Annotated in this window: 15 protein-coding genes; 14 read left to right on the top strand and 1 reads right to left on the bottom strand. The window is 54.0% G+C overall.

Annotated elements, in window-relative coordinates:
• The first annotated feature begins 36 nt into the window (after positions 1–36).
• From dtd to AC0YNU_RS03770, 9 genes are all read left to right on the top strand, one after another.
• Positions 37–480: a D-aminoacyl-tRNA deacylase gene (gene dtd, locus AC0YNU_RS03810; protein WP_475753265.1), complete on the top strand. Its 444-nt coding sequence runs from the start codon at positions 37–39 to the stop codon at positions 478–480.
• Positions 481–623: 143 nt separating this feature from the next.
• Complete coding sequence (locus AC0YNU_RS03805; protein WP_475753263.1) at positions 624–782, top strand: hypothetical protein; 159 nt, start codon at positions 624–626, stop codon at positions 780–782.
• A gap of 654 nt (positions 783–1,436) precedes the next feature.
• Positions 1,437–2,687 carry a histidine--tRNA ligase gene (gene hisS, locus AC0YNU_RS03800; RefSeq protein ID WP_475753261.1) on the top strand — a complete coding sequence of 417 codons (1,251 nt, stop codon included), beginning with the start codon at positions 1,437–1,439 and terminating at the stop codon, positions 2,685–2,687.
• A 57-nt stretch (positions 2,688–2,744) separates the two neighbouring features.
• Entirely contained in the window at positions 2,745–4,559 is a 1,815-nt protein-coding gene (gene aspS / locus AC0YNU_RS03795) for an aspartate--tRNA ligase (RefSeq protein WP_475753955.1), read from the top strand.
• Positions 4,560–4,637: 78 nt separating this feature from the next.
• Positions 4,638–5,393, top strand: a complete 756-nt coding sequence (locus tag AC0YNU_RS03790; protein ID WP_475753259.1) for a tRNA threonylcarbamoyladenosine dehydratase — start codon at positions 4,638–4,640, stop codon at positions 5,391–5,393.
• Positions 5,390–6,055: a YdeI/OmpD-associated family protein gene (locus tag AC0YNU_RS03785; RefSeq protein ID WP_475753257.1), complete on the top strand. Its 666-nt coding sequence runs from the start codon at positions 5,390–5,392 to the stop codon at positions 6,053–6,055. Before AC0YNU_RS03790 ends, AC0YNU_RS03785 begins: the two co-directional genes overlap by 4 nt.
• Before the next feature lie 277 nt (positions 6,056–6,332).
• A complete protein-coding gene (locus tag AC0YNU_RS03780; RefSeq protein ID WP_475753255.1) occupies positions 6,333–7,682 on the top strand; it encodes an Nramp family divalent metal transporter in 1,350 nt (449 codons plus the stop codon).
• A gap of 147 nt (positions 7,683–7,829) precedes the next feature.
• Positions 7,830–9,134, top strand: coding sequence for a replication-associated recombination protein A (locus AC0YNU_RS03775; protein ID WP_475753953.1), 1,305 nt, complete (start codon positions 7,830–7,832; stop codon positions 9,132–9,134).
• A 274-nt stretch (positions 9,135–9,408) separates the two neighbouring features.
• Positions 9,409–10,746: a hemolysin family protein gene (locus AC0YNU_RS03770; RefSeq protein ID WP_475753253.1), complete on the top strand. Its 1,338-nt coding sequence runs from the start codon at positions 9,409–9,411 to the stop codon at positions 10,744–10,746.
• A 73-nt stretch (positions 10,747–10,819) separates the two neighbouring features.
• Here the strand turns inward: AC0YNU_RS03770 and mnmA are convergent, their stop codons facing one another.
• Entirely contained in the window at positions 10,820–11,917 is a 1,098-nt protein-coding gene (mnmA, locus tag AC0YNU_RS03765) for a tRNA 2-thiouridine(34) synthase MnmA (RefSeq protein ID WP_475753251.1), read from the bottom strand.
• 285 nt (positions 11,918–12,202) lie between these two features.
• Here mnmA and cymR point away from each other — a divergent pair, with 285 nt between their 5' ends.
• From cymR to AC0YNU_RS03740, 5 genes are all read left to right on the top strand, one after another.
• Complete coding sequence (gene cymR / locus AC0YNU_RS03760; protein WP_475753249.1) at positions 12,203–12,622, top strand: cysteine metabolism transcriptional regulator CymR; 420 nt, start codon at positions 12,203–12,205, stop codon at positions 12,620–12,622.
• 11 nt (positions 12,623–12,633) lie between these two features.
• A complete protein-coding gene (locus tag AC0YNU_RS03755; protein WP_475753247.1) occupies positions 12,634–13,797 on the top strand; it encodes a cysteine desulfurase family protein in 1,164 nt (387 codons plus the stop codon).
• Between the two features lie 14 nt (positions 13,798–13,811).
• Positions 13,812–14,357 carry a PRC-barrel domain-containing protein gene (locus AC0YNU_RS03750; protein ID WP_475753245.1) on the top strand — a complete coding sequence of 182 codons (546 nt, stop codon included), beginning with the start codon at positions 13,812–13,814 and terminating at the stop codon, positions 14,355–14,357.
• 3 nt (positions 14,358–14,360) lie between these two features.
• A complete protein-coding gene (locus AC0YNU_RS03745) occupies positions 14,361–14,555 on the top strand; it encodes a hypothetical protein (protein ID WP_090641631.1) in 195 nt (64 codons plus the stop codon).
• 187 nt (positions 14,556–14,742) lie between these two features.
• A complete protein-coding gene (locus tag AC0YNU_RS03740) occupies positions 14,743–15,813 on the top strand; it encodes an AI-2E family transporter (protein WP_475753242.1) in 1,071 nt (356 codons plus the stop codon).
• Positions 15,814–15,834 lie beyond the last annotated feature (21 nt).

The raw sequence follows: 15,834 nt of genomic DNA, 5'->3' as shown, positions 1-15,834 counted from the left end.
GACGAATTCTGATCATGCAGGGGAGCAAGCAGGATTATGAAAGTGGTCGTGCAGCGCAGCAAGGAAGCGGTCGTCATCGTAGACGGCGAGAAAGTCGGTTCAATCGAAAAAGGTCTCGTTCTGCTTGTCGGCATGACGCACGAGGATACGGAAGCCGATGTTCGGTGGATGGCAGACAAGATCGCAGGCTTGCGGATCTTCGAGGACGACAGCGAGAAAATGAATTTGTCCGTGACGGATATCGGCGGCGCGATCTTGTCCGTCTCGCAGTTTACGCTCTACGGTGATTGCCGCAAAGGACGCCGGCCGAACTTCATGGCGGCGGCGCGACCGGAGCAGGCGGAGGCGCTGTATGAAGGGTTCAACGAAGCGCTTCGCAAGCTGAACCTTCATGTCGAGACCGGCAAATTCGGAGCGATGATGGACGTGTCTTTTACCAATTGGGGACCGGTCACGTTGATTATCGACAGCAAAGGCTAGCGACGATAATAGAAAGGGCGGCATACCTTTGCCGTCCTTTTTCGTTTTGAAAGCGCCGGATCGGGGCACACTAGAGCAGGACAACGCCGCGAAGACAATCGTGTCAAGACGACAGCGCGGTAATAGTGGAGGTCGAATCCGGAATGCATCAATCGCGTAAAGAGCAAGGAATCGAGAGAACGTCCAAACGGCTGCTGCACGCCGATCGCCAAGAGGCGATTATGCTGGCGAGAGAGGAATCCAGCATCGAGGCCGGCGGAGAGCTGGGCAGAGCAGCGGCAATACCGAGGAAGACCCCTTAGGTTGATCGAGGCGAGGCGGTGGGCAAAGGGAGCCAATAGGTGCGATCGAAGCAGATATTTAATGTGATCGATGCAGGCAGGTTTGCAGTACGTAGTGCTTTGTAAGAAATCGCTTCATTTTTTGTAATGAAACTGTAACTTATTTTCAATGTTTCTCTAACATGCTATGCCTATAATAGACCTCGACCCCCTTTTTTGAATATATTATTGATGGACCTACAACTCGTTTGTAGGTTTTTTTCTGTCCGCATGCAGCTTGACCTATTTTAAGGGGCGAATGTATATTGACAGGACAAAACTGGAATGATAAAATATATTAAATAATGTGTCGATCCGTTGATAGGACAGTTTCGCTCTACCTGCACCGATTCAGAGATGGATTCCTTGGCTGGAAGAATCCTCGGCGTGCTTGAGCGAATAGACCTCCTGGAGGACATACGGCGAACCTGCAGCTGAAGCCTAACGCTCTCAGTAGCCGTATTGCGTAGCCGGGCGTTAACCGGGTAAAGCGAAATGAACGCGATCCAGCGCGAGTTTCGGAATGTGGGTGGTACCACGATTGCTTCGTACATGACAAGCTCTCGTCCCTTTTGCCTGAACAAGGCGGAGGGCGGGAGCTTTTTTGAATTTCGACTGTTGAAGGAGGAAGCTGCAATGGCCTTTCAGAAGCCACCGGGCACGCAGGATTTTTTGCCGGGCGCCGTTGAGAAATGGCAATACGTCGAGCGTATCGCGCGCGATATTTGCCGGCGGTTCAATTTTCGCGAAATCCGCACCCCGATATTCGAGATGACGGAATTGTATAAAAGGGGCGTCGGCGAGACGACGGATATCGTCGAGAAAGAAATGTATACGTTCACCGATCGCGGCGACCGCAGCTTGACGCTGCGTCCCGAAGGAACCGCAGGCGCTGTCCGCGCTTACGTGGAGAACAAGCTTTACGGCGAGCCGGACCTAACGAAGCTGTATTACATCGGACCGATGTTCCGCTATGAGCGTCAGCAGGCGGGCCGGTACAGACAGTTTCACCAGTTCGGGATCGAAGCGCTAGGCGCGGTCGATCCGGCGCTCGATGCGGAAGTGATTGCGCTGGGATATGCGTTCTACACGGAAGTCGGCCTGAGGGATGTCCGGGTGGAGATCAATTCGGTCGGTACGCCGGCGGTCCGCACTGCATTCCGGGAACGGCTGCTGGCTTTCCTGGAGCCGAAGCGTGAAATCCTCTGCAAGGACTGCCAGTCCCGCATGGACCGAAACCCGCTTCGCGTACTGGACTGCAAGGTGGACCAGCATCATTTCGAAGGAGCGCCTTCCATATTGGACAGCCTCGACGAAGAATGCCGGACGCACTTTGAAGCCCTGCAAGCGCATCTGACGGGAATGAACATTCCCTATACGATTAATCCGCGTCTGGTGCGCGGCCTTGATTACTACACGCATACAGCGTTCGAGTACAAGGCGGAAGGCATCGGCGCAATCGATACGATCGGCGGCGGCGGGCGCTATAACGGACTCGTGGCAGACATCGGCGGACCGGATCAGCCGGGCGTCGGCCTCGGCCTCGGTCTGGAGCGAACCGTCATGCTTCTTGAAAGCCAAGGCGCGCAGCTGGATAACCTTCATCAGGTCGATGTGTACATGGTCGCATTGGGCGAAGCGGCGGACCGCGAAGTAACGCGTCTGCTGCACGGCTTGCGCATGCGCGGCATTGCCGCCGAGCGCGATTATCAAGGACGCAAGATGAAGGCGCAGATGAAGTCGGCCGACAGGCTGCAGGCGCGGTTCACGGCCATTCTCGGCGACGACGAGCTGGAGCGGGGAGAAATCACCCTAAAGCATATGGCGTCGGGCGAGCAGAAGCTCGTGACGCTGGAAGCGCTGGCCGATGCGATCATCGGCGGTTAGGCTGGAAGAGATCTATACCATTCATTTACTTATAAAAGGAGTCGAATAATCATGACGATGCTCAAAACGCATGCATGCGGAACACTTACGAAAGCGGAAGTGGGCCAAACCGTAACACTCAACGGCTGGGTACAACGACGCCGCGACCTTGGCGGAGTGATGTTCATCGACCTTCGCGACCGTACAGGCATTATACAAATCGTTTTCAACCCTGACTTTTCCGGCGATGCGCTTGCTATTGCAGACCGCGCGCGCAACGAGTACGTGCTGGCTGTCCGCGGCCAAGTCGTGGAACGCGACGCCGAGACGGTCAACACGAACATCGCGACAGGCGAGATTGAAATTCGCGTCACGGAGATCGAAATCATGAACGCGGCGAAGACCCCTCCGTTTCCGATCGAAGACGGCGTCGAAGTCGACGAGTCGCTGCGCTTGAAGTACCGTTACTTGGATCTGCGCCGTCCGGAAATGCAGAAGACGCTGCTGCTCCGCTCGAAAGCCGCGAAAGTATTCCGCGACTACCTCGACGGTCAAGGCTTCATCGACGTGGAGACGCCGATTCTGACGAAGAGCACGCCGGAAGGCGCGCGCGATTACCTCGTGCCAAGCCGCGTGCATCCGGGCGAGTTCTTCGCCCTGCCGCAATCGCCGCAAATCTTCAAACAATTGTTGATGGTCAGCGGTCTGGAGCGCTACTATCAAATCGCTCGCTGCTTCCGCGACGAAGACCTTCGCGCCGACCGTCAGCCTGAATTTACGCAGGTCGACATCGAGACCTCGTTCTTGTCGCAAGACCAGCTGCTTGAGCTGTTGGAAGAGCTCGTAGCGAAGCTGTTCCGCGAAACGGTCGGCGTAGAAATTCCGCGTCCGTTCCAACGGATTACGCATGCGGATGCCATGAATAAATACGGCTCCGATAAGCCGGACCTGCGTTTCGGCATGGAAATGGAAGACATCACCGATATCGTAGCCACGAGCGACGTGAAAGTATTCGCTTCCGTATCGGCCAGCGGCGGCGTCGTCAAGGCGCTGAACGCCAAGGGCTGCGCGAGCTGGAGCCGCAAGGAGCTTGACGACTTGCAGCCGTTCGCGGCGCGCTACGGCGGCAAAGGCTTGGCGTGGGTGACGGTGAAGGAAGGCGAATGGCGCGGTCCGATCGTGAAATTCTTCAAGCCGGAAGAAATCGCGGCCATGACGGAGCGCCTCGGCGTCGAGGAAGGCGATCTGCTGCTCTTCTCTGCCGACAAGAAGAAAGTCGTCGCGGACGTGCTCGGCAACCTGCGTCTGAAGATCGGCAAGCAGCTTGGCCTGATCGACGAGTCCAAGTTCAAGCTGGAGTGGGTCGTGGACTTCCCGCTGCTCGGCTACGACGAAGAAGCCAAACGTTATGTAGCAGAACACCATCCGTTCACGCGTCCGAACGACGACGACGTGGCGCTGTTCGAGACGAATCCGGGCGAAATCCGCGCGCAAGCGTACGACTTGGTTCTGAACGGCTACGAAGTGGGCGGCGGTTCGATGCGGATCTACAAGCGCGACGTGCAAGAGATGATGTTCAAGGCGCTCGGCTTCTCGCTGGAAGAAGCGCATGAGAAATTCGGCTTCCTGCTGGATGCGTTCGATTACGGCACGCCTCCGCACGGCGGGTTTGCGTTCGGATTCGACCGTCTGGTTATGCTGCTTGCGGGCCGCACGAACCTGCGCGAGACGATCGCGTTCCCTAAGACGGCAAGCGCGACGGATTTGCTGAGCGATGCACCTTCCGAGGTAGATATCTCGCAGCTGCAGCAGCTTCACATCCGTACGATTCAGAAGGCTGCCAAACAGCCGGAAGCAGCTGCCGCAGGCGCTGCTCCGGCACCGCAAAACTAAACCTTTCCCGGCTTTCGTCCCCCAGCAGGCGGGCGGGAGCCGGATTCGTTATTATCGCCCAAGGAGGTGTGATGAAGCATGCTGCATCAATTTTCCCGTACGGAACTGGCTATCGGCCAAGAGGGATTGGACATTATGAAGAAGAGCACCGTTGCGGTGCTCGGCATTGGCGGCGTAGGGGCCATCGCGGCGGAAGCGCTGGCGCGCACAGGCATCGGACGCATTATTCTGATCGATAAGGACGTCGTCGATATTACGAACATTAACCGCCAGATCCATGCGCTGACGACGACCGTCGGCCAGCCGAAGGCGGATCTGATGCGCGATCGGATTAAGTTGATCAACCCCGATTGCGACGCGATTTCGCTGCGGATGTTTTATACCGAGGAAACGTATGAGAAGCTGTTCGAATACGATCTGGATTACGTGGTCGATGCATCCGACACGATCATTTATAAAGTCCATCTCATCAAACAATGCCTGGAGCGTAATATTCCGGTTATCTCGAGCATGGGAGCAGCGAACAAAATGGACCCGTCGAGATTCCAAGTCGCGGATATTTCCAAGACGTCCATGGATCCCGTCGCCCGCATCGTTCGGCAGAAGCTGCGGAAAGAAGGCATTAAGAAAGGCGTGAAGGTCGTCTTCTCTACCGAGGAGCCGGTGAAGCCGCGCGAGGATGTCACGCAGCGGATCGTACCCGAGAACGCGCCCGATATCCGCAAAGCGCAGCAGCCGCCAGCCAGCAACGCTTTCGTTCCGCCAGTGGCGGGACTAATCATGGTGGGCGCCGTCGTTAAAGATTTGCTTGCAACAGGAGGCCAACCGTTATGAACGTAGATTTGATGAACAAATTAAGACTTTCGCTGGAAATGCGGATCGCTTTGCTTGAAACGCCCGACGATTCCTACAAGGAAGCGCTTGGGGCCGAGAATGCCGAGCCATTCAGCGAGATGGACGCCGGCACTTACGATTTCGTGATGCTGTTCGCCAAGGATATTAAGAGCTTAACCGAGCATGCGCCGAAGGCGCTGAAAGCCGTGAAGAAGGACGGGCTCCTTTGGATATGCTATCCGAAGGGCACCTCCAAGATCAGAACGGACATTAACCGTGACCGCGGCTGGAGAGTCGTCAAGGACGAGGGCTGGGAAGGCGTATCGCTCGTGTCCGTCGACGATACATGGTCCGCCATGAGGTTCCGCCCTGTCGGCATGGTGCAGACGAGCGCAAGAGCTAGCCGTGCTGCGGATGCAAGCCGAACGGCGGGCACAACGTTGGTGAAAGAGCTCGTTATCCCCGATGACGTGAAGGCGGCCCTATCGAAAGCACCGGAAGCGGAAGCATTCTTCGCAGAGCTCGCGCAGTCGCACCGCAAAGAGTACATCCGCTGGATAAACGAAGCGAAGCAAGAAGTGACGCGGGCCAAGCGGATAAGCGAGATGACGGCAAAGCTGCAGCAGCAGCTGAAGAGCCCGTCGGACAAGCCGCAAGCATGAATTAAATAATACGACGACAGCAGCAGGCTGATCGGATCGATGTTTCATCGATTCCGTCAGCCTGTTTTTTATTCTGATTTTTATTTATACGCTATATTTCTTTGTCTGGGCCACGAAATTTGTCCCAGTCAACAAAAGTTGCCTTTGACAAACTTTTTTGGAGGTGTACAATGAAAATAGGAAACAATGGTTTCATGCCTGCATATTTGTAGGTATTAACAAATTAACTTCACGACAGATTAACGTAACGACGACGAATATGAAGAGGTGAAAGGCAATGAGCACCAATCAGCCTGCACCAGCTGCCCAAGAAAGCGGCTGGCGTCAAACGAGAACCCAAAACTCGCTTCCTGAAGTTTACCGTTCGATGAAAATTCCGAAACACGGTTCATGGTTTCGTAAATTCCTCGCATTCGCAGGTCCGGGCTATTTGGTCGCTGTTGGCTATATGGATCCGGGTAACTGGGCGACGGATCTGGCCGGCGGATCGAAGTTCGGATATTCGCTTCTCGCAGTCATCCTGCTCTCCAATCTCATGGCGATCCTGCTTCAAGCGCTAGCCGGCAAGCTTGGAATCGTAACGGGACGCGATCTTGCGCAGGCGTGCAAGGATCACTACAGCAAGCCCGTCGCGATGAGCTTGTGGGTGCTGTGCGAACTTGCTATCGCCGCCTGCGACCTTGCCGAAGTCATCGGTTCGGCAATCGCCTTGAATCTGCTGTTCGGCATACCGCTGGTAGCCGGGGTCATCTTGACCGTACTGGACGTTCTCCTCGTGCTGCTGCTGCAAAATAAAGGGTTTCGATTCATTGAATCGCTCGTAATCGTGCTTATCGTTACGATCGGGGGCTGCTTCCTGATCGAGATGTTCTGGTCCCAGCCCGCGGTGGGCGAGGTCATGAAAGGCTTCATTCCGACCGGGCAAATCGTCTCGGATCCGACGATGCTGTATATCGCCATCGGAATCTTGGGCGCGACCGTCATGCCGCATAATTTGTATTTGCACTCATCCATCGTTCAAACCAGGCAATACGACCAAACCGAGCTCGGCAAACGCCAAGCGATCAAATACGCGACTTGGGATTCCACCATTGCTTTGTTCTTCGCCTTGTTCATCAATGCGGCCATTCTGATCATCGCGGCTTCGACGTTCCATACGTCGGGCCACACGGACGTCGCGGAGATCCAGGATGCCTATCATCTGCTTTCGCCGATGCTGGGAACGGCCGCGGCGAGCGTCTTGTTCGGCGTCGCGCTGCTGGCTTCCGGTCAGAACTCCACGCTGACGGGCACGCTTGCAGGGCAGATCGTCATGGAGGGCTTCCTGAACCTGAGGCTGAAGCCGTGGCTGAGACGATTGATTACGCGAATGATTGCGGTCGTACCGGCCGTCATCGTCACCTGGCTGTACGGAGCCAAAGGAACGACGGATTTGTTGATTCTAAGTCAAGTCATTCTGTCCTTGCAGCTATCCTTCGCGGTAATTCCGCTCGTGAAATTTACAAGCGACAAGAAGAAAATGGGTGTATTCGCCAACAAGCCGTGGCTGAAGATCCTGGCTTGGGTCGTGGCAGTCGTCATTGCAGGCCTCAATCTTTACTTGCTGTATCAGACATTTACCGGCTAATCGAACGAAATCGATATCATGCAGATCGAAGTCCTCCCGAAGGAGTCCCCTCCAGCGGCGAGGGCTTCTTGCTTCTTCCGGCGGCATGGCGAACGTGTGTGCTAGTATGATATGATGAATTTTGATTGGGAAAGGAACGTGATGGAAATGGACTTGTTTACCTATCATCAGGAAGAAGAACAGCCTAAAGCAAAATTGCTTGCGGACCGCATGCGTCCTCAAACAATCGATGAATATATCGGACAGCACGATGTCGTCGGACCGGGTAAGCTGCTGAGAAGGGCGATTGAAGGCGACCAAGTGTCCTCCATCCTTCTCTACGGACCGCCGGGCTGCGGCAAAACGACGCTCGCGCATATTATATCCAAACGCACACAAGGGGATTTCGTGAAATTAAACGCGGTCGATGCCTCCGTGAAAGATGTCCGCGCCGTAATCGATCAAGCGAAGATGACCAAGTCCATGTACGGCCGCAAAACCATCCTATTCCTTGACGAGGTGCATCGATTCAATTCCTCCAGGCAGGACGCGCTTCTCCCGGCCGTGGAGCAGGGGATCATCGTCTTTATCGGGGCGACCACGGAAAATCCGTTTCATTACGTGAACGGAGCGCTCCTGTCGCGCTCGACCTTGTTTCAATTAGAGTCGTTGACGAAGGAGGATGCGCTGGAAGCGATGCGGCGCGCCTTGACGGATTCTGCGCGGGGATTGGGTTTCATGAAGCTGAACGTTGCCGAAGACGCGCTGCAGCATATCGCCAGTACGGCGGGCGGGGATATCCGCAGAGCGCTGAACGCGTTGGAGCTGGCGGCAGTGACGACGCCTTCCCAACCGGACGGGAGCGTCGAGATCACGCTCGAGGTCGCCGAGGAATCGATTCGCAAACCGACGATTCGCGCCGACGAATCGACGCAGTACGACATTCTTTCCGCTTTTCACAAAAGCGTTCGAGGCTCCAGCGACGCAGCCTTGTTCTGGTTTCTCTACGCCGTCGAGAAGCTGGGCATGGATCCGATGACCTTCGTGCGACGACTGATCGTAGCCTGCAGCGAGGATATCGGGCTTGCCAATCCGCAAGCCATGGTCCAAGCCGTCACGGCAATGGACGCTTATCATAAGATCGGCTGGCCGGAAGCCAAGTACAACATCACGCAAGCCATTTTGTTCGCCGTGGAAAGTCCCAAATCCAACGCTGCGGCAATCGCGATCGGCAATGTGATGAACGCGATCGAAAGCATGGGCTCGGCGGAAGTGCCGCTTCATCTTCGCGATACGCATTACAGCGGAGCCGAACGGCTTGGCCACGTCGGCTATCAATATCCCCATGATTTCCCGGGCCACTACGTGAAGCAGGTTTATTTGCCGGAACGAATCGCCCATAAGAAGTTCTACAAAGCGACGATGCAGGGGATGGAGGATAAAATTCGTCAAAACCAGGAGCGGAGAAAATAGCCTGATTACGCTTATAAAAGCAATATCGGTAGCAGGAGCTCGAAAACAGCGCATAAAGGCCGACCATTACGGAATAAACATGAGTATAACCCGAATACGGGCCAGAAGGTGGGATGGCGGCATTTGACGGAAAGAGACGTCATCGTCTAATGTAGTATTATAAAAGAAATTTATAATTTTTATTCCCTGAAGGAGGTGCACCTGTTGGTCGTGATTGCGGCTTAAGGCGCGAACGGCAAACAGGGAATCGTTGAATAGTGACCCGTTACCCATAATGTGGAGCATCTTGCTCATCTTGGTGCTCGTCTTTTTGAACGGATTTTTCGTTGCCGCTGAGTTTGCCATGGTTAAAGTAAGAAGCAGTCGAATCGACACGCTCGTCCAGGACGGCAATCGCCGGGCGCGCTTCGCGTCTGCGCTGACGACGAATTTGGATGCTTATTTATCGGCCTGCCAGCTCGGAATCACACTCGCTTCGCTCGGACTCGGCTGGGTAGGGGAGCCTACCATATCCCATATCATTGAGCCGATTCTCGAAAAGCTTCATTTTAGTCCCGTCGCCATTTCGACGGTATCGTTCATTATTGCCTTTTCCGTCATCACTGTTTTTCATATCGTGCTCGGGGAGCTTGCTCCCAAGACCTATGCGATTCGCAAAGCAGAGAACGTAACGCTGTGGACCGCTCTTCCGCTGATCGTGTTTCATAAAGTGATGTACCCGTTCATTTATCTGCTGAACGGCATGGCGAACCGAATGCTGATGAGCGTTGGCATAGAGCCTGCCGCCGAACATGAGTCTGCGCACACGGAAGAAGAAATCCGCATTCTCATGAAGGAAAGCCACAAATCCGGACTTATCGATAATACAGAGCTTACACTGGTCGATAATATTTTCGATTTTGCCGAGACGCATGCCAGAGAGATCATGATTCCGCGTACCGAAATGATCTGTCTGTACGCGAACCTGTCGTTCGAGGAGAACCAGGCGATCGCGCTGAAGGAAATGCACACCCGCTATCCCGTATGCGACAAAGACAAAGACAACATTATCGGCTTTATTCATATAAAAGATTTGTTGAAAGTAACGCACCAGGGCGTTCATGACATTCGGCATATTACCCGTTCCATGACGACGGTGCCGGATTCGATGCATATCAGCACGCTGCTTAAGCTAATGCAGAAGAAGAAGACGCAGATCGCCATTCTCATCGACGAGTACGGCGGTACGTCGGGACTTGTCACATTGGAAGATATCATGGAGGAAATCGTCGGAGAGATTCAGGATGAATTCGACGAGGAACGCGCGGATATCGAACCGAAGGAAGACGGTACGCATTCCATTAACGGGATGATGCTTATCGAAGAGGTAAACAGTTACTTCGGTACGGAGATCGAAAGCGACGATTACGATACGATCGGCGGCTGGATGTATGCGCAGATCGAGAATCCGCCTTCCGAGGGGCAAAGGGTCGTGCTTCCCGTCGGCTTCGAGTTTACGATCGTGGAAACCGATCATTTGCGCATCTCGCGCATTCAGATCCGCAAGCGGACAATTGAGGAAGAAGAAGAAGAAATGCTGCTGGAAGCCGAGGTTCAGGCGGAGACAGGTTAAATTATCAAGCACGCAAACAAAGAAGAGGCATTCGATTTATATCGAACGCCTCTTCTTTGTTTCGTATAGGCCGTTATTTCACGACGATATCGATCGTGCCGCCGCCAAGGCAGACATCACCGTCGAAGAACACGACGGCCTGTCCGGGGGTGATCGCTTTCTGCTGCTGCAGGAAGACGACGTCGGCGGTAGATCCGTCAGGCCGGAACGTCACCGTAACCTGCTGATCGGGCTGGCGGTAGCGGAATTTCGCGGTGCACGTGAACGTGCCTTCCGGCTTTACTGGCGAAATCCAGTTGATGCCGGTCGCCGTAAGTCCCGTTGAGTACAAGCTAGGATGTGCGTCGCCTTGAACGACATAGAGGATGTTTTCCTTCAAGTCTTTATCGGCGACGAACCACGGCTCGCCATTACCGGAACCGCCAATGCCTAGGCCTTGGCGCTGTCCGAGCGTATAATACATGAGGCCGTCATGGCGGCCTTTCGTTTCCCCGGTGACGATATCGATCATCGGACCAGGCTGCGCAGGCAGATAGCCGCTCAGGAATTGCTTGAAGTTGCGTTCGCCGATGAAGCAGACGCCGGTGCTGTCTTTCTTCTTGGCGGTCGCAAGACCGAATTCCTCAGCGATCCTTCTGACCTCCGGTTTCGGCAGATGACCGATCGGGAACATGGCTTTGGCCAATTGATCCTGACGCAGGGCGTGCAGGAAGTACGTTTGATCCTTGCCGGCGTCGACGCCGCGAAGCAGCTTCGATTCGCCGTCCTCATGACGCTCCAGCCGGGCATAATGGCCGGTGGCCAAATAATCGGCGCCAAGCTCCAGCGCTTTCTGCAGGAAATCGCCGAACTTGATTTCGCGGTTGCACATCACATCCGGATTCGGCGTACGGCCGTTCCGGTATTCGTCGAGGAAATAGGCGAACACTTTGTCATGATAGGCTTTCTCGAAATTGACCGTATAATAAGGGATACCGATTTGGTCGCAGACGCGGCGCACGTCTTCCGCGTCTTCTTCGGCCGTGCAATGGCCGAATTCATCCGTGTCATCCCAGTTCTTCATGAAGATGCCGATCACGTCGTACCCTTGCTGTTTGAGCAGCAAAGCGGTTACGGACGAATCGACGCCGCCTGACATGCCGACGACGACGCGTGTATTGGAATTGCTCATAAAATGTCCACCACCTTGAATGTCAGCCCCATTCCGATGAAATAGAGAGGAAAGGGCGCTTAAGTTTTTATTGTAGCACACTTTAGCCGATCACTTCCAAACCGATTTTCATGAAAGTGTCATCATTTTATCAACAAATTGTTGCGCGGTTATGTTAACATAGATATGATATGGGAATACCATGAATTGTAATCTGTAGGGAAGAAACGCCGTAAGCGGCGAAGTTTCTTCTCAAGCAGCAACCTTTAAATAAGATTTCCTTTCGTCGGAGGAGAGGTGCTCGAATTGAAAATTTCTACAAAGGGCCGATACGGCCTCACGATTATGATGGAACTGGCTGCTAAGTTCGGCGAAGGTCCAACGTCACTGAAGAGCATTGCGGAGCGCAACCAGCTGTCGGAGCATTATCTGGAGCAGTTGATCGCTCCGCTCAGAAATGCCGGCCTTGTGAAGAGCATTCGCGGCGCGTACGGCGGCTATATCCTATCCAAGGAACCGCAGCAAATTACGTCTGGCGACGTGATTCGAATTTTGGAAGGACCGATTTCGCCCGTTGATTTTACGGAAGAAGACGATCCGGCCAAACGCAACCTGTGGCTTCGAATCCGCAACAGCATTGCGGAAGTGCTAGACTCGACGACGCTTGCCGACCTCGTCACGTACAAAGAAGAGGTTCAGCAGGACTCTTATATGTTCTATATTTAAGGATGATTGCAATGGAACGCATTTATTATGATCATGCGGCCTCGTCGCCGATGCATCCCGATGCAGCGGCGGCGATGATGGAAGTGTTTACCGGAACGGTAGGCAACGCATCCAGCATTCACGGCAACGGCCGCGCTGCCAGAGGCATGCTGAATCGTTCCCGTGACGTCATCGCCGGCGGCATCGGCTGCACGGCGGCAGAGCTCGTGTTCACGAGCGGTGGAACGGAGAGCGACAATACCGCGATTATTGGTGCCGCAAGGGCCGCGCGCAAACGTGGCAAATCCCATATCATTACCCTTGCGACCGAGCATCACGCGGTTCTTCATGCTTGTGAATCCCTCGAGAGCGAAGGATTTCGATTGTCTGTACTTCCGGTGAATGAGCAAGGAGCGGTGTACGTTCAGGATATTGCGGACGCCATCGCGGACGATACGGCGCTGATTAGCGTCATGTATGTCAACAATGAGACTGGTACGATTCAGCCGATCGTGGAGATCGGTGAACTCGCCCGGTCTAAAGGCGTTCTTTTTCATGTTGATGCCGTACAAGCACTAGGCATGCTGCCCATCGATCTTCGCATACTGCCCGTTGATCTTATGAGCATTTCTGCCCATAAGATCAACGGGCCGCAAGGCGTAGGCGCATTATTCGTGCGCAAAGGGACGGTGCTTGCGCCATTGCTTCACGGCGGTTCCCAGGAACGGAAGAGAAGACCCGGAACCGAGAACATCGCAGGCATCGTCGGTTTCGCCGCAGCGTTTGAACATTCTGTGAATTCACTCGCGAATCGGAAACCTTTTTTGGACAAGCTGCGTTATACATGGATAGAACGGATGATAGACCTATTCGGTCAGGAGCATGTCGTCGTTAACGGCCACCCGGCTGAAAGCACGGCAAGTGCCCCTCATATCTTGAATCTCAGCTTCCTGGGCATCAGCTCGGAGACGATGCTGATGAATTTGGATTTGGCCGGTATTGCGGCATCGAGCGGTTCTGCCTGCACGGCTGGCGCGCTTGAGCCTTCTCATGTGCTAGAGGCCATGGGAATCTCGCGTGAACGATTGGAATCTGCTGTAAGATTTAGCTTCGGTTTGGGAAACACTATGGAGGAACTCGAATGCGCGGCAAAAAAAATTGCAACCTTTAAGAGCCGCATTCGTACTAATGCCTAGGGGGCTTTGCCAAATTGCTGCGATTACAGCATCTGATTGGACTGCCTGTCATTGAGATGAACGCCGGCAAGCATGTCGGACACGTGAAGGATGCTTGGTTCGACGAGCATTGGGAACTAGGCGGCATTATTTTGGATGCTGGCAGGCGTTTCTTTACATCGATGAAAGCTGTCACTTGGAACGAGGTCGTGGTGTGCGGCGAAGATGCTGTCATTGTTATGAATGAAGCATCCGTGAAGCGGACCAAACCAGCGGACGTGCAGCGCTCTTTTTTGACCGGAACCGTACGATTGAAGGATTTGCCCGTCATTACCGCTCATGGCGAACAACTTGGACGCGTATCGGATGTTTATTTTAGCGATATACAGGGTACACAAATAATAGGCTATGAGTTGACGGATGGTTTCATAGCGGATATCATGGAAGGCCGCAAATGGCTTCCTGCTCCGCTTCAAGCTGACGAAGTCATGCTAGGCAATGCTGTCATTATAGTACCGGCCGGAAGCGAGGATCATCTCTCGCCGGTCGCTGTTTCTGAGACGGATATTAGGGAGAAATGAGCTATGAAATGCCCAAATTGCAGTTCAAAGGATATCGGAAAAATCGGATCGCACCAGTATTACTGTTGGGGCTGCTTCATCGAACTGACGGTGAACGGCGAGAAGATGTCCGTCTACCAGGTAGAGGAAGACGGCACGCTAAGCTCGCTGGACGATTTGTTCTTTGAAGACGAAATGCCGCAGGTGCACGCGAACTAGTTCGGAGCATGCCACCGGCGGATATTTGGGAAGACGGCCTTGTAGAGGTCGTCTTTTTTTTGCGCGCTCAGGGACGCCCGGGATGATTCCGGCAACTTGTACATATACTGTAATACCAGTTATATCGGATGCGGCCTTGGAATGCTGAAGTGCGGATGTTGGGTTGACACAAGGGAGGGATGCGGCCGTGGAACGGTTTACGAATAACCGGATATTTGCATGGCTCTTGTATCTCATCATGGGACTGGTAGCCCTGTATCTGCTTCTGCTGGTGAAGCCGATTTTCCTCCATATCTACGTCTTCCTGCGGGCGGTGCTCGCACCGTTCTTGATCGCCATGATTATTTCTTATGTGCTCAATCCGATCGTGAGCCTGCTGAATGAACGCAAAGTGCCCCGGACGATGGCGGTGCTGCTCATCTACGCGGTTTTCTTGGCGGGGTTGACCGTTATTCTGATGAATGCGATCCCGATGTTCATCGAGCAGCTGCAGGAGCTTAATCGCCATATGCCGGACTTGTCGATGAAAGCCCAAAATATCGTCGACGATCTCAACAATAGTTCGTTTCTGCCGGAGAGCATACGCTCTGGCATCAATAAATCGTTGTACAAGCTGGAGAAGCAGGGCTCGGATGCCATCTTCGGCTTCATTAACAATATCGGGGCGATGTTGAACGTCGTATTTATCGCGTTCATTATTCCGTTTCTGGCGTTCTACATTTTGAAGGATTTCGAGGTATTCGAACGGACGCTGCTGACCTACGTGCCGAAGCCGCATCGCAAGCATGCCGTAAGATTGCTCAAGGACATCGACAATGCACTGGGAAGTTATATCCGCGGTCAGTTCATCGTCTGCGTCATTGTAGGCACGCTCGCGTATATCGGCTACCTCATTATCGGCATGCCCTACCCGCTGCTGCTCGCAAGCGTCGTGGCGGTGACGAATATCATTCCGTATCTCGGGCCGTTCTTCGGTGCGGCTCCTGCGCTTGTGATGGCCTCGACCGTGTCGCTCAAAATGATGCTGATGGTGGTCATCGTCAACAGCGTCTGCCAAATCCTCGAGGGCAACGTCGTCTCTCCTCAGGTGGTCGGGCGAACCCTGCATATGCATCCGTTATCGATCATCTTCGCCCTGCTCGTGGGCGGGGAATTGGCCGGCATTGTCGGCATGATTTTGGCTGTGCCGATCTTTGCGGCGCTTAAAGTCATCGTGCAGCATATCTTCGCGTATTACGTTCGCAGGAAGACCATTTGACAGTGATGGAGGTTTGCTGAT

Source organism: Paenibacillus sp. J31P316 (genome assembly GCF_056269105.1).
This window is presented reverse-complemented; position numbering and strand designations above follow the sequence as displayed.

Bases quoted from the DNA above. Each gene is read 5' to 3' on its own strand.
- dtd (WP_475753265.1), top strand. From the start codon at position 37: ATGAAAGTGGTCGTGCAGCGCAGCAAGGAAGCGGTCGTCATCGTAGAC.
- AC0YNU_RS03805 (WP_475753263.1), top strand. From the start codon at position 624: ATGCATCAATCGCGTAAAGAGCAAGGAATCGAGAGAACGTCCAAACGG.
- hisS (WP_475753261.1), top strand. From the start codon at position 1,437: ATGGCCTTTCAGAAGCCACCGGGCACGCAGGATTTTTTGCCGGGCGCC.
- aspS (WP_475753955.1), top strand. From the start codon at position 2,745: ATGCTCAAAACGCATGCATGCGGAACACTTACGAAAGCGGAAGTGGGC.
- AC0YNU_RS03790 (WP_475753259.1), top strand. From the start codon at position 4,638: ATGCTGCATCAATTTTCCCGTACGGAACTGGCTATCGGCCAAGAGGGA.
- AC0YNU_RS03785 (WP_475753257.1), top strand. From the start codon at position 5,390: ATGAACGTAGATTTGATGAACAAATTAAGACTTTCGCTGGAAATGCGG.
- AC0YNU_RS03780 (WP_475753255.1), top strand. From the start codon at position 6,333: ATGAGCACCAATCAGCCTGCACCAGCTGCCCAAGAAAGCGGCTGGCGT.
- AC0YNU_RS03775 (WP_475753953.1), top strand. From the start codon at position 7,830: ATGGACTTGTTTACCTATCATCAGGAAGAAGAACAGCCTAAAGCAAAA.
- AC0YNU_RS03770 (WP_475753253.1), top strand. From the start codon at position 9,409: ATGTGGAGCATCTTGCTCATCTTGGTGCTCGTCTTTTTGAACGGATTT.
- mnmA (WP_475753251.1), bottom strand. From the start codon at position 11,917: ATGAGCAATTCCAATACACGCGTCGTCGTCGGCATGTCAGGCGGCGTC.
- AC0YNU_RS03755 (WP_475753247.1), top strand. From the start codon at position 12,634: ATGGAACGCATTTATTATGATCATGCGGCCTCGTCGCCGATGCATCCC.
- AC0YNU_RS03745 (WP_090641631.1), top strand. From the start codon at position 14,361: ATGAAATGCCCAAATTGCAGTTCAAAGGATATCGGAAAAATCGGATCG.